This is a genomic window from Stenotrophomonas sp. SI-NJAU-1 (assembly GCF_020883215.1).
GTDB classification, from domain to species: Bacteria; Pseudomonadota; Gammaproteobacteria; order Xanthomonadales; family Xanthomonadaceae; genus Stenotrophomonas; species Stenotrophomonas indicatrix.
On record NZ_CP086598.1, the window covers coordinates 2,727,039 to 2,739,416 of the forward strand.

Here is a 12,378-nt window from a genome sequence, read left to right on the forward strand (position 1 = left end):
AGGTGCTGCGGCCGCTCGACATCGAAACCGGCTTGCGTCCGTCCTTCATGCTGCCGCCTTGGTCACCGCCTCGATGCGATGGCCATCAGGATCGATCAGGAACGCGGCGTAGTAGTGGTCGCCGTAGTCCGGACGCAGGCCGGCAGGCCCGTTGTCCTGGCCTCCGGTGGCCACGCCGGTGCGATGGAACGCATCGACGGCCTCGCGTGTGGGCGCTGCCAACGCCAGGTGGAAACCCGGTCCCGGCGCAGCCGCGTCATTGCGCAGCTTCAGGCACAGCAGATCTTCTTCATCGAACAGGCCATAGCCGATCGCAGTGTCGTCTTCGAAAACGCGGCGGTAACCGAGTGCTGCAAGAACGGCATCGTAAAAGCGACCTGCACGCTCGAGATCGCGGACTCCCAACGAGAGGTGGTGCAGCATGCAGACATCCTTGCCAAGCACGCGCGGGCTGCGCGGGGCGGATTCTACCCTGCCGTGGAGGCGCGTCTACAGGCTGCGCCCGGCCGCATGTCTGGCGGCATCGGTGCCACCGCGCCCGAGCGGATGTGCCTGCATGTTCTGCAAACAGTCGGCGCAACGCTCAAGCCGGCGGTGCAGCCGCCTGCAACAACTGCGCAGCCACCTGGTCGAACGGGGCGATGTCCTGCAATGCGCGGCTCATCGCCACCGCCCCTTCGACGCCGGCAATCACCAGGCTGGCCAGGCCGGCCGCCTGGGCAGGCGCGCGCCCATCGGCGACGAACGCTTCAGCCAGGTGCCCCTGCCAGCGGGCAAACACCTCGGCGGCCGCCGCACGTGGCTGGCTTGGCAGGGCCTCCACCGGCTCCTCGACGGCCGCTGCCAGCACCGGGCAGCCGGCACGAAAACCGGTGCGCAGCAGGCGCTCGCGCCACAGCGCCAGGAACTGCTGCAACCCCTGCACCGCGCCGCCCTTCAGCAGTTCGATCAGCAGCGCCTCCACCTTGTCGCCGGCCATCGTGGTGGCCCGTGCCAACAATTCCTGCTTGCCGCCCGGGAAGTGGTGATACGTGGACCCCAGCGGCGCATCAGCCAGTTTGGTCACCTCGCGGATGCTGGTCGCGTTGAGGCCCACACGCGCGAGCATCTGCGCTGCGGCATCGATCACACGCTGGGGGGCATCGGATGATCGCGGGCTCACGGCCGGCTCCTTGCTAAGACAGTCGTCATAGACTAGCGTATCGGCCGCTCTATAACAGTCGTCATAACCATGAATCTCTGGTTCCGCCTGCTCTACCTGCTGCTGTGCAGCCTGTTCCGGCCGACGCTGGAGGCCCCGTTCGGCGTCTCCCGCCTGCAGTTCCGGGTGCTGCCCAACGACCTGGACAGCAACCTGCACATGACCAACGGCCGCTACTGGAACATCTTCGACCTGGGCCGGCTGGACCTGATCCTGCGCATGGGCCTGGGCAAGGTGGCGCTGCGTGAGAAATGGGCCCCGATCGTTGGCGCCGGCACCATCCAGTTCCGGCGCGAGCTGAAGCCGTTCCAGCGTTTCACCTTGGAAACGCGTCTGGCCGGCTGGGTGGGTACGCGGGTAATCATGGAGCAGCGTGTACTGGTCGGCCCGGATCAGAAAATCGCTACCCGTGCGCTGCTGGTGACCGGCATCTACGACCGTCGTGCGCGGCAGTTCGTCGGCATGCCGCAGATGATGGAATCGATCGGCGAGGTTGCTCCGCCCTCGCCAGCCCTGAGTGCGGCAGCCGACGCTCTGCTGGCTGCCGATCTGGCGTTGAAGCAGGACCAAGATTGACCCCTGCCGCGCAGATCAGGGGGGCAGACACCTCCACCATCATGGGGGTCACGAAGGTGATCTGCGTGCGGCCACCCACATGCAGCACATACTCGAAGGTCTGCCGCATCTGGCTGTACGCGCCACCTTCGGGCGCACCATAGTTGGCGCCGACGCTCACGGTGTGCCGACCGGGCGTCAGTGGCTTGAGCATCAGCCAGTACCCGTCGGCCGCAGCCAATCTCGAGTCGTCGTCATCCGGATCCATGCGGAAGCAACCTTCGCTCTTCACCCGGTGCAGGCGCATGTCACCCAACGGCTGCCCGTCCAGCAGCACCACAGCGCTGACAAGATGGTCGTTGTTGATGGCCGCGCCGGCCTGCAGCCGATAGGGTAGTGCCGGCCGCTGGCCGGCAATCCGTTCGGCATGCAGATCGAGGTTGCCGGCCAGCGGCCGGCACTACCCCAATCTCAGCGCTTGGGCGCGTTCGCCTGCGCACGCTTGATCGCCGTTTCGGCCAACGGTGCCATCAGCGCATAGCCCTTTGCCGTCGGATGCACGCCATCGGTTGCCAACTGCGCATCCAGTCCGCCGGCACGGTTGGCCATGGGCGTGTAGTAGTCCAGATAGACCAGCCCGCGCGCATCGGCCTGCCGCTTCAACGCAGCATTCAATGCACGCACCTTGGGTGCAGGTGCCATGCCCGGCATCCACGGGTACTCGCTGACCGGCAACACCGACGCCAGCACCACCGCAATGCCATGCGCTTTGGCCAGATCCAGCATGGCCTGCAGGTTGTCCTCGATCATCGCCTGAGTGGACGGGCCGGTGTTCCCGGCGATGTCATTGGTGCCGGCCAGGATCACCACCACATCCGGGCGCAGCGCCAGCACATCCTGCGAAAAGCGTACCAGCATCTGTGCGGTGGTCTGCCCGCTGATACCGCGATTGAGGTAACCCTTGCCGGGGAAGAAGGTGCTGCTGCCTTCCTTGCCCCAGCCTTCGGTGATCGAATCGCCGAAGAACACCACGCGTGACTGGCCGGCCCGTGGCGCGGGCAAAGCAGCATTGGCTGCGCGGTACTTCTGCAGCTGCGGCCAATCGGACAGACGCTGCTGCATGAAGCGCACTTCATCTGGCCGAACCTCCTCCACTGGCTTGGTCAGCAATGGATTGCTGGCCGCCTGCACCAACACGGGCGTGGCCAGCCCCGCCATGAGCGATCCGGCCAGCAGCCAAGCCGGTGAAGTCCTCCTGCGCATGAGCATCCTCCGTCGTCGACCCGCGCAGTCTAGCGCAGCCGGCCAATGGTCATTCTTCCGCTGCAGCCGACCTTGCCGCCACACCCGTCACCTTCGCCGGCATCCACATGCCCGGCGTCCAGCCACTGGCCTGCAGGATCGCCTTCGGGTTGTCCTGCTGGATCAGCGCACGCACGGCATCGCGCTTGTTGCCGGCCTGCAGGTAATACGCCTTGGCAATGCGGTAGCCCACCCAGTAACCCAGATCGTAGGGCTCCTGCGAACCCGGCGTGTAGTTGTACAGCCAAGGCGTCAGATCGGTGCTGTCCAGGTCCAGCGCGAACGCACTTTCGATATGCACTTCCCTGCCCCGCGTCCAGCCGGCATGCCGGCCATTGCCAACGTTGCCGGAAATCAGCTCGGCGATGAACTCGGCGATCCCCTCGCCCAGCGACTCGCGCAGCACCGTCGCCCGCGGGTCGCCTGCTTCGTACTCGCTCACGCCGGTCTGCTGGATATGCACGTACTCATGCGCGATCACGTGCACGAAGCGGTCCTGCGCGTTGGCGTTCATGAAATCGGCCGCGCACAGCGCTTCCAGGCCGATCACCACGCCGTCGGGGTACGTCATGCCTACCGGCTTGCCGCGGCCCACCACGATCGCCACCGGCGGAAACTTCGCCTGCGGATAGATCGCCTGCAGATTGGCGAACACCTGCACCAGTCGCTGCCGCACTGCCGGCAGCTCCGCCAGGCAGGCCCGTCCATTGGCGTACAGCGCAGGGTCGCGGGTCATCGCTTCGGCCATGCGCTGGGCGGTCACCCGGCGCAGCTTGGCGAACTGGGCCAGGCTCGGCGTGCCCTGCGCCAGGTACTGCTCAAGCTGGGCCACGCTGGGCTTGCCGCCAGCGGCCTCGTACAGCGCGTAGAAACGGGTGGCATCGGCGGTCAGGATTTCCGGTCCCGGCGCGGCCGCCTGGGTGGCGCCGATCACCCCGCCGAGGGCCAGGGCAAGCAGGCAGCGCAATGACACGAACATGGCTCCGTCCTTGGTGGAGTGCACGCGAAGCGCGCAATCTACCACCGCGTCGGCGCATGCGCTGCCGTATCGTGCAACGCGCTCTGCGGCTGTGCCAGACTCGTGCCGACCGGCTGCAAGGGAAGCGAGGGGAATACAGGATGATGATCGTTCCAGCGTACTGGGCCGAAGCCCGCCTGCAGGACAGGTACAAGGGACGCCCGCTGGTGGTACGCCGGTTCGGCTGGTCCGACGACGATCAGGATGCCGCGCAGGCCCATGCCGATGCACGTGCGCGCGAAGCGCTCGATGCCGTCCTCAGCGGCCAGGCCGTTCCGCGTCGCGAGCGGCGAACCAACTACGGTGTGGAAGGCATCCCGATCCGCGAGCAGATCGTGCAGCGCAGCGATGACGTCATCGTTACCCGCAACAGCTACGGCGCGTTGTGCCTGAACACCCCGGACGTAGTGTTTGCGGATATCGACCACGTATCCACTCCGTCAGGCTGCGCACTGCCGCTGCTCGGAGCGCTGGGGCTGCTGGCGGCTGGTGCGCTGATCGGCGGTGCGCTGGGCAACGTCAACATCGGCCTGGGGGCCGGCGGCATTGCGATGGTGGCGGTCAACCAGATCCTGTCGTGGCGGCGCAAGCGACGGCTGGCCCGGTCCGGCGGCGTCGAAGGCATTGCACTGCAGCGCGTGCAGGCGTTCGTCGAGCACCACCCGGACTGGCACCTGCGCGCTTACCGCACCCCGGCCGGGCTGCGCATACTGGCGATGCATTCCACGTTCGAACCACAGGATGCGCAGGTGCATGCCTTCTTCAAGGCATTGGGCACCGACACGTTGTATGCACGCATGTGCACGCTGCAGCATTGCTTCCGTGCGCGGCTGACACCCAAACCGTGGCGGCTTGGCATCATCGCGCACATCCGTCCGCCGGTGGCGGCCTGGTCGGCCGAGCAGGCCAGCAACCCCGACCGTCTGGCGTGGATCGCCGAGTACGAAAGGGAAAGCGCCGGCTTCGCTGCATGCGCCTATCTCCGCAGCTTCGGCGATGAGCGCCGCGTGGATGCCAAGGCCGAACGCGTGCGCGACCTGCATGATCGGATGTCGCGTGCGCTGGAGAACCTGCCGCTGGGCTGAGTGCCGTCGTGCTCAGCGGCCGCCCTGCACGAAGGGTTGGCCCGCCAGCGTGGTTCCCACCTGCAGAGCGACCTGCTGCCCATCCTTTGCGAAGGTGCTGCTGCAGTTGCTGCGGCCCTTCTGGCAGCCCACTTCCGGGAAGCCATCCAACACTTCGGGTGCATCGCGTGGCGGGCTCGCCTGCCATCCTGCGGCATCAAGCAGGCGCTTGGCCTTGCTGTACGGCATGCCGGCAGTGATGCCCAACGCCGCCAGCTCAGCCGGCAGCGGTTGGGCGGAGGCAATGCCCGGGGCAACGGAAATCGACAGCGATACGGCGAGGATGAAGGCCTTCATGGAGCGAACCCGTAGCGGACATCAGATGCGCAGCGTACCGCAGCTTTGTGGCCGATCCATGCCTGCATCACAGATGGTTACGCAACACCCACAGGGGGATACCTGGACAGGACAGCTGAAACAGAAAGGCCGCCCCGGAGGGCGGCCTTGCCGGATTACTTCGCGTTCTTCACGTAAGTGTCGAACCAATTCAGCATTTCCGACACCAGCTGCTCGTTCGATTCCAGCGCGGTGTACCAGTGCGGCTCGTTGGGCAGCATCACCAGGCGGGTGGTACCACCATTACCGCGGATCGCCTGGTACAGCTTGCGCGACTGGAACGGCTCGGTGCCCGGGTTGGCGTCGTCCTCGCCGTGGACCAGCAGCAGCGGCAGCTTGATCTTGTCGGCGTAGAAGAAGGGCGAGGCCTTCAGGTACACATCCTGCGCCTGCCATACCGAGCGACGCTCGTTCTGGAAGCCGAACGGGGTGAAGGTCTTGTTGTACGAGCCACTGGTCGCCACGCCGGCCTTGAACAGGTTGGTGTGGGCAATCAGGTTGGCGGTCATCAGGCCACCATGGCTGTGGCCGGTCACGCCGATACGGTTGCGGTCGACCACACCCAGCTCCACGGCCTTGTCCACCGCCGCCTTGGCGTCGGCTTCCAGCTGCTCCAGGTAGGTGTCGTAGGCGTTCTTCGGGTCGCCCACGATCGGGAACGAGGCGTTGTCGATGATCGCGTAGCCGGCCAGCAGCATCAGCCGGTACGGCTGCAGACGGGTGAACGTCTGCTGCGAACCGGAGACCTGGCCGGCCTGCGCGGCATTGGCGAAGTCGGCCGGGTAGGCGTACAGGATCGCCGGCACACGCTGGCCTTCCTTGTAGCCCGGCGGCGTGTACAGGGTGAACGACAGGTCCACGCCATCGGCGCGCTTGTAGGTCACCAGGCGTTTCTGGATCTGCCGCACTTCCGGGGTCGGGTCGACCAGCTTGGTCAACGCAGCAGGCTTGGACTGGAACTGTGCCTCGCCGGCCTTGGCATCGTTGATGCGCTCACCGAGCAGACGCACGAATGCGTTCGGCGGGTCCATCACCGACTGGTGCCAGGTCAGGAAGCGACCCGGTGTATTGCTGAACCCCAGGAACTGCTCGTACGCATCGGCATCACTACGGAACAGGCGTTCGCTCTTCAACGTAGCCAGATCGAGCGCATCCAGGAACGGACGGTCGCCCTGCGGCGACGCTCCCTGCCCGCGCAGGAACACGGTGTTGCCCTCCTGGCGCACCACCGGCGCACCGCTGGGCAGGCGCTTGAACACCAGGTTGCCCGGGTTGCCGTACAGCTCATCGCTGGACATGTCCCACAGCAGGCGACCTTCCTTCTTCGGCTGGTCCACATCGACGATGCGGGCCTGCATCCAGTGGCGGTTCTCGTCGTTCTCGAACTGGAACGACACGGCCGGGTCGGCCGACCACGCAAAGCCCTCGAAGCGCTGTGCAGTGCGGGCGATTTCCACCGGCTTGCTGGTGAACGGGGCCTTCAGCATCAGCACGCGATCGCGATGCGGCACGCTCACCTTCCAGTCGCCCTTGTCCAGCGCTTCGGCATAGACCAGGGTGGCCGGATCGGTGGAGCGCCAGTCGTAACCCCGCGGGCCTTCCGGCACGCCGTGTACCGGCACGCGATCGGCCAGCGGCAGGCTGGCCAGAACCGTGTTGCGGCCATTGGCCAGGTCCAGCACCGCCACATCATTGGCGAAGCGCTGGTAGGTCACCGCATGCGAGAACGGCGCCTTCAGGGTTTCGGTCAGCACATGCACGCCATCGGGTGCGGCGTTGACGTCGTTGTACAGCGCCGGCGGGCCAACCGGGCGCACGCTGCCGGCCGCGGCATCGACCACCGCCAGCTGCGAGGCACCGTAATAGGCGAACAGCTTTTCATCGTGCACGCTGGTCAGCGTGTCACGCGCTTCATAGGTGCTGCTCTCGCCACTGCTGCCCAGCGACTCCTGCGCGTCCGGACCGGTGGGCGTGCCGCCGTTGGACGGCGCCGCCCCCTGGTTGGCCGGCACCAGCTTCACCAGCAGGTTCTGGCTGCCGCCCAGCCACTGCACCGTGCTGCCGAAGATGGGGTTCAACTGCACGTTCGGCACCTGCTTCACCTGGCCGGTGGCGGCGTCGCCCACCCACAGCTGCACGCTGGTATCGACGGCATTCTGGAAGGCGAAACGACTGCCATCGGCCGACCACTGTGCGCCACCTGCGCACCCCTCCGGCAGGTTCACCTTGGTGCTCTTGCCGCTGACGATCTCGACCAGGGTGAAGTCGGCCACACAGGCCGGAATGCCATAGCCACCGGGGGTGTCGTGGCGGCTGCGGTTCTTCGGTTCCAGGCGCACGCCAGCCAGCTTCAGGTACGGCTGGGCGACGCGGGTGATGGACGGATAAGTCTGCGCGGTGGTCAGCAGCAGGCGCTGGCCGCTGGGGTCGATGTTCGGTGCCGGCGGCGGCGGCGCCTTGAGCACCTTGAGCAGCTGTTCCGGCGGCTTGGCGTAGTCGGCAAAGGCCGGTCCGGCGGCCAGCAGGCCGAGCGTGGCAACGGCAATGGCCGCCGCCAGAGAGGTACGACGGATGAGCATCCTTTTCCCCTGGGGTGTGAGTTGGGTACCCGCACGGCGGGCATGGGCCGAATCTAACACCCCATGCCCACCGGGAAATGGGCCGGAAGGGCTAGTCGCCCCATCCTGCAAAGGGTGGCCCTGCCTGGCCCGGCCCTTCTCTGGATGCCCTTCGCCTACTGCCGCGCGTGCAACTCCCAGGTGGACAGATAATCGGGATCGATCACCGTCACCCCGCTGGACCGCAACTGGTACTCGCCCGGCGCGGCCGGCAGGTACTGGTCCAGCATGGGCGGCAGGTAGCGCTCATGGCCGTCATCGCCATCGGCCAGCACCAGTCCTTCTTCGGCACTGACTCTCAGCACGGTGCCGGCAAACTGCTCCAGCCCCTGCACCTGGCCATCGCCACCAAAACGGGTCACGCCCACCAGCACCAGCTTGCCAATCATCTGCGCGGCCTTGGCATCATCCAGATCCAGGGGCGGCGGGGCTCCTCTCGATTCGTTGCTCATCGTGCACCTCGGAAGCCTGCGTGGACATCGTGGACGAGATGCGCGCCCAGTGCTGCGGACCAGACAGCGGCGTGGGGCGACTCGCATGCATGTTGAGGCTCTGCGCACTGCGGGATGCAGAGCCAACCATCGTGCTCAACTCACGGAAGAATTCTGTCTGAGGCTGCATGAACCGCAGCAACGTCTGCAGCATGTCTGCCAACACCAGTGCACGCTGCCTGCGCGACAGGCCGGTTGCTGATGCGATCGGTATACGCGTGAACAGGTCTGTGCATCGCGGGCCTCCTTGCCGGGGGAGTGGCCGTGCAGGCCACGTTCAACGCTGCGCAATCTGCAGGAAACGAACTGGCGGTGTCGATCGCGGAAGCGCGGCGGGCCTGCAACCCAAGGCCACGCTCGCCCTTGATCGTCTACACGGTTGAATGCTGCCACCGGCCGCGGAACGACGAAGTGAAGAAGACTCCAAGGCTTGCGGGACGACTGATCGCCGCCGGGGACAGTCCCCGCGCAGGCAACAGAACTTGAGCCGCACAACGGCCGATGCAGGAATGCCTGGGCAGTCCTGCCATCGTCAACCGGCGCATCGGCCACGCTAGAATGCCCTCATGCGTACCGTCCATGCCCTCCGCTACATCACCCCCTTGCGGGAAGGTGGCTCACTGCCTGCCGTGGTCGAGACCGACGACGACGGTATGGCAGTGCTCAAGTTCCGTGGCGCCGGCCAAGGGCCCAAGGCACTGATCGCCGAGCTGATCGCGGGCGAGATGGCACGCGCGGTGGGCCTGCCGATTCCGGAGATCCTGTTCGTCGAGCTGGACAGCGAGTTCGCCCGCACCGAGCCGGACCCGGAGATCCAGGACCTGATCCGCGCCAGCGAAGGCCTGAACCTGGGCCTGGATTACCTGCCCGGCGCGATCAACTACGATCCGGCGGCGATGCCGGTGGACGCCGACCTGGCCTCGCGCATCGTCTGGTTCGATGCATTCACCAGCAACGTCGATCGCACCACGCGCAATCCGAACCTGATGGTCTGGCACCGCAAGCTGTATCTGATCGACCACGGTGCGGCGATGTACTTCCATCACGACTGGGCCAACGCCGGCGATGCCTGCGAGAAGCCCTTCGTACTCATCCGTGACCATGTGCTGCTGTCATTCGCCAGCCGCATCGCCGAGGTGGATGCCGAGCTGGCTGCGCGCCTGCCTGATGCGGAGATCGAGCGCATCGTCGGCCTGGTGCCGGACAGCTGGCTGGTCGATGAGCCGGCCTTCGACAGCCCCCAGGCTTACCGGCAGGGCTACATCAACTACCTGAAGCATCGCCTGAAGGTGCGTGCGGTGTTCGTGCAGGAGGCCATCCGTGCCCACGCTGCACACGTATGACTATGCCGTCATCCGCGTGGTGCCGCGGGTGGAACGCGAGGAGTTCATCAACGTCGGCGTGATCGTGTCCTGCCCGGGTGCACGTCACCTGGAAGCGGCAATCGAGATCGATGCCGCGCGCCTGCACGCCTTCGCGCCGGCGCTGGATATTGAAGCGCTGCAGCCGTGGCTGGATGCCATCGTGGCGATCTGCCGGGGCGATGCCGGCGCCGGCCCGATCGCGCAGCTGCCTGCGCGTGCACGCTTCCATTTCCTGACCGCCAAGCGCAGCTCGGTGGTGCAGATGTCCAGCACACACGTAGGCCGCACGGCGGACCCGGCGGGCGTGGTCGAACACCTGATGGCAAGGATGGTTCGGGTACCTGCCTAGCGCACTACTTGCCACCGCCCCAGCGTGCAGTCATTTCGCTGCGGATCGGCGTGCGCTCGGTGTTGCTGTCCGTTGCCGTGAAGCGCATCGCCTTGACCGCATTCAACGCCCAGCCACTGAAGGCCGTCGACGGCTTGGCCTCCACCACCTTTACGTCATACGTGCGGCCACGCTTGTTGACCGAATAGGCCACGGTCACCTCCTCCGCAAACGGCACACGGCCGGGGTCGACATTGAGTTGTGGGCGGAAGGTGCCCTCCACCGGCTTCCAGTACGTCAGCGCTTCGGCCTGCGGCAGCTGCAGCGGCTCGGGAGATGCGGCGGCGGCGACCTGGCTCAGTGCCAGGGCAAGCGTGATGGCAGCAACACGGAGCAGCATCGGAGGCATGGTTGTCATTCCTTGTACGCCAGTGGTTGGTTTCAAGCGTACGCCATCAGGGGCCTTTGCGGTTCACCGCAACGGTTACCGTGAAGTAGGGAATCGCGCTCCACTGCGTGCGCGGATTCTGCTGTCGGTCGTTGCTGCCGGCGCCGTGCATCACAGGGGCACGCGGCGGGCGATGTAGTTGATCACATTGCCTATTGCATCCGGATCGACGTTGGCCAGGCCGATCAGTACATATCCCTGCTCAGGCATCACCACAATGGCGCTGTTCGAGCCGGGCGCCCCGCCCTCATGGCCGAACTGGCGCTGCCTGCCCTCGCCCTGCACCATGAACCCGTAGCCGTACCAGCCCTTGTTGTTCTGCGGACGCGTGGCCTGCTGTAGCCACGCCGGCGAAACCAGGGTGCCGGCACGCAGGGCCTCGGCGAACTTCAACAGGTCACCCACGGTGCTGTAACCGCCACCGGCCGCAGTCCCGCGCCATGGCAGGGATCTGGTTTCGCTGAGCCACTCTCCTTTCACCCGGGTATAGCCGGGTGCACGATGTGGAACGTGTACCGATTCCGGCTCGAAGCCGGTTGCCGTCATGCCCGCTGCGCGGAGGATATGGTCGTTGACATAGCGGTAGTACGTCTGCCCGGACACCACCTCGATGATACGACCGAGCACAATGAAACCGTAGTTGGAGTAGCCGTCCTGGCTGCCTGCGGCAAACTGCGGGCGATCCCTGGCGAAGTGCTGCACATAATCGTCGTGCGTTCTCAAAGGCGCCGCGTAGTGCTCGAAATCATCACCGAAGAAATCACCGAGCCCACTGGTATGGTTGAGCAGTTGCCGGATCGTCACCGTACCTGCCACCCCTTCGTTGGGATAGTCCGGCAGGCGCTTGCCGATGGTGTCATCCAGGGCAAGACGGCCGGCCTCAGCCAGTTGCAGGATCCCCACTGCGGTGAACATCTTGTTGGAAGAGGCAAGGCGGAACTGCGTCTGCGCATCGACGGGCACGCGCTGCTCGCGGTTGGCGAGCCCTCCCTGCCACTGCATCAGCACCTTGCCATCGTGCGCGACCAGCACGGCGCCAGAGAGCGCGTCGGCCGCCTGCAGCGCGTTGAGCCGTGCCGTGGTTTCGCCCAGAAGTGCCGGCAGTTCCATGCGTGCGGGCTGGAACTGTGGCGGCGTCGGCACACCTTCCAACTGGAACAGCTTCAGGTGGCGTGGAGCGGCAGGGTCCATTTCCGCAGTCAACAGCATCGCCCGTTCACTGTTCTCGCCCAGCACCAGCACTTCGACCTTCTCCGGCGTGCTCGAGCGGACGTCGAGGACCTTCACCGGCCCACTGGACGCACGGAATTCCAGGTAATCCTGCGGGCCGCTGCCCGCCTTCTTTGCGTACCTGTCGGCGAACGCCTGCAATCCATCGAGGCTGCCCGCATTGAAGGCAGCCAACCATTCATCCACGGCATCCTGCGCGCGTGGACCGCTCGATCCGGCAGGTGCTTCGGCCGCACCAACACTGGATGACAATGCCGGCAGCAAGGCGAAAGCCAACAGCAAGGCACGTTGACGGTACACAGGCATGGCGAATCCTTCGCAGGCAGAACGTAGCGCCATCCTAGAGGACAATCGCACAGAGTC

At 65.8% G+C, this 12,378-nt stretch carries 14 protein-coding genes; 5 read left to right on the forward strand and 9 right to left on the reverse strand.

Annotated elements, in window-relative coordinates; genetic code table 11:
• Positions 1 to 45 precede the first annotated feature (45 nt).
• Positions 46 to 423, reverse strand: coding sequence for a VOC family protein (locus LMF57_RS12530; RefSeq protein WP_208082379.1), 378 nt, complete (start codon positions 421 to 423; stop codon positions 46 to 48).
• 160 nt (positions 424 to 583) lie between these two features.
• Complete coding sequence (locus LMF57_RS12535) at positions 584 to 1,162, reverse strand: TetR/AcrR family transcriptional regulator (protein WP_229289981.1); 579 nt, start codon at positions 1,160 to 1,162, stop codon at positions 584 to 586.
• A gap of 69 nt (positions 1,163 to 1,231) precedes the next feature.
• Here LMF57_RS12535 and LMF57_RS12540 point away from each other — a divergent pair, with 69 nt between their 5' ends.
• A complete protein-coding gene (locus LMF57_RS12540) occupies positions 1,232 to 1,777 on the forward strand; it encodes a thioesterase family protein (protein ID WP_117310748.1) in 546 nt (181 codons plus the stop codon).
• 79 nt (positions 1,778 to 1,856) lie between these two features.
• Positions 1,857 to 2,153, forward strand: coding sequence for a hypothetical protein (locus tag LMF57_RS12545; RefSeq protein WP_229289982.1), 297 nt, complete (start codon positions 1,857 to 1,859; stop codon positions 2,151 to 2,153).
• Between the two features lie 74 nt (positions 2,154 to 2,227).
• On the opposite strand, the gene LMF57_RS12550 is transcribed toward LMF57_RS12545, so the two are convergent.
• Positions 2,228 to 2,974: an SGNH/GDSL hydrolase family protein gene (locus LMF57_RS12550; RefSeq protein WP_229291391.1), complete on the reverse strand. Its 747-nt coding sequence runs from the start codon at positions 2,972 to 2,974 to the stop codon at positions 2,228 to 2,230.
• A gap of 94 nt (positions 2,975 to 3,068) precedes the next feature.
• Complete coding sequence (locus LMF57_RS12555; RefSeq protein ID WP_117310750.1) at positions 3,069 to 4,037, reverse strand: DUF2268 domain-containing putative Zn-dependent protease; 969 nt, start codon at positions 4,035 to 4,037, stop codon at positions 3,069 to 3,071.
• Between the two features lie 140 nt (positions 4,038 to 4,177).
• Here LMF57_RS12555 and LMF57_RS12560 point away from each other — a divergent pair, with 140 nt between their 5' ends.
• The gene (locus LMF57_RS12560) at positions 4,178 to 5,161 is read left to right on the forward strand and encodes a hypothetical protein (protein ID WP_229289983.1); all 984 of its coding nucleotides are present in this window, start codon (positions 4,178 to 4,180) and stop codon (positions 5,159 to 5,161) included.
• A 12-nt stretch (positions 5,162 to 5,173) separates the two neighbouring features.
• On the opposite strand, the gene LMF57_RS12565 is transcribed toward LMF57_RS12560, so the two are convergent.
• From LMF57_RS12565 to LMF57_RS12575, 3 genes are all read right to left on the reverse strand, one after another.
• Complete coding sequence (locus LMF57_RS12565; protein ID WP_117310752.1) at positions 5,174 to 5,497, reverse strand: hypothetical protein; 324 nt, start codon at positions 5,495 to 5,497, stop codon at positions 5,174 to 5,176.
• A 155-nt stretch (positions 5,498 to 5,652) separates the two neighbouring features.
• The gene (locus LMF57_RS12570; RefSeq protein WP_208082383.1) at positions 5,653 to 8,115 is read right to left on the reverse strand and encodes a prolyl oligopeptidase family serine peptidase; all 2,463 of its coding nucleotides are present in this window, start codon (positions 8,113 to 8,115) and stop codon (positions 5,653 to 5,655) included.
• Positions 8,116 to 8,270: 155 nt separating this feature from the next.
• Positions 8,271 to 8,606 (reverse strand): hypothetical protein, encoded by a 336-nt coding sequence (locus LMF57_RS12575; protein ID WP_117310754.1) that lies wholly within the window; start codon positions 8,604 to 8,606, stop codon positions 8,271 to 8,273.
• A gap of 605 nt (positions 8,607 to 9,211) precedes the next feature.
• Here LMF57_RS12575 and LMF57_RS12580 point away from each other — a divergent pair.
• Positions 9,212 to 9,988 (forward strand): HipA family kinase, encoded by a 777-nt coding sequence (locus tag LMF57_RS12580; protein WP_032976287.1) that lies wholly within the window; start codon positions 9,212 to 9,214, stop codon positions 9,986 to 9,988.
• Positions 9,966 to 10,358, forward strand: a complete 393-nt coding sequence (locus LMF57_RS12585; RefSeq protein ID WP_117310755.1) for a DUF3037 domain-containing protein — start codon at positions 9,966 to 9,968, stop codon at positions 10,356 to 10,358. The genes LMF57_RS12580 and LMF57_RS12585 overlap by 23 nt, the downstream gene beginning before the upstream one ends.
• A 4-nt stretch (positions 10,359 to 10,362) precedes the next feature.
• Here LMF57_RS12585 and LMF57_RS12590 read toward each other — a convergent pair whose 3' ends face one another.
• Both LMF57_RS12590 and LMF57_RS12595 read right to left on the reverse strand, forming a co-directional pair.
• Positions 10,363 to 10,746, reverse strand: a complete 384-nt coding sequence (locus tag LMF57_RS12590) for an energy transducer TonB (RefSeq protein ID WP_193601107.1) — start codon at positions 10,744 to 10,746, stop codon at positions 10,363 to 10,365.
• Between the two features lie 150 nt (positions 10,747 to 10,896).
• Positions 10,897 to 12,321 carry a serine hydrolase domain-containing protein gene (locus LMF57_RS12595; protein ID WP_229289984.1) on the reverse strand — a complete coding sequence of 475 codons (1,425 nt, stop codon included), beginning with the start codon at positions 12,319 to 12,321 and terminating at the stop codon, positions 10,897 to 10,899.
• Positions 12,322 to 12,378 lie beyond the last annotated feature (57 nt).

Excerpts from the sequence above, each read along its gene's own strand:
- LMF57_RS12590 (WP_193601107.1), bottom strand. The coding sequence starts at position 10,746 with ATGCCTCCGATGCTGCTCCGTGTTGCTGCCATCACGCTTGCCCTGGCA.
- LMF57_RS12570 (WP_208082383.1), bottom strand. The coding sequence starts at position 8,115 with ATGCTCATCCGTCGTACCTCTCTGGCGGCGGCCATTGCCGTTGCCACG.
- LMF57_RS12580 (WP_032976287.1), top strand. The coding sequence starts at position 9,212 with ATGCGTACCGTCCATGCCCTCCGCTACATCACCCCCTTGCGGGAAGGT.
- LMF57_RS12555 (WP_117310750.1), bottom strand. The coding sequence starts at position 4,037 with ATGTTCGTGTCATTGCGCTGCCTGCTTGCCCTGGCCCTCGGCGGGGTG.
- LMF57_RS12565 (WP_117310752.1), bottom strand. The coding sequence starts at position 5,497 with ATGAAGGCCTTCATCCTCGCCGTATCGCTGTCGATTTCCGTTGCCCCG.
- LMF57_RS12560 (WP_229289983.1), top strand. The coding sequence starts at position 4,178 with ATGATGATCGTTCCAGCGTACTGGGCCGAAGCCCGCCTGCAGGACAGG.
- LMF57_RS12595 (WP_229289984.1), bottom strand. The coding sequence starts at position 12,321 with ATGCCTGTGTACCGTCAACGTGCCTTGCTGTTGGCTTTCGCCTTGCTG.
- LMF57_RS12540 (WP_117310748.1), top strand. The coding sequence starts at position 1,232 with ATGAATCTCTGGTTCCGCCTGCTCTACCTGCTGCTGTGCAGCCTGTTC.
- LMF57_RS12575 (WP_117310754.1), bottom strand. The coding sequence starts at position 8,606 with ATGAGCAACGAATCGAGAGGAGCCCCGCCGCCCCTGGATCTGGATGAT.
- LMF57_RS12545 (WP_229289982.1), top strand. The coding sequence starts at position 1,857 with ATGCAGCACATACTCGAAGGTCTGCCGCATCTGGCTGTACGCGCCACC.
- LMF57_RS12530 (WP_208082379.1), bottom strand. The coding sequence starts at position 423 with ATGCTGCACCACCTCTCGTTGGGAGTCCGCGATCTCGAGCGTGCAGGT.
- LMF57_RS12550 (WP_229291391.1), bottom strand. The coding sequence starts at position 2,974 with ATGGCGGGGCTGGCCACGCCCGTGTTGGTGCAGGCGGCCAGCAATCCA.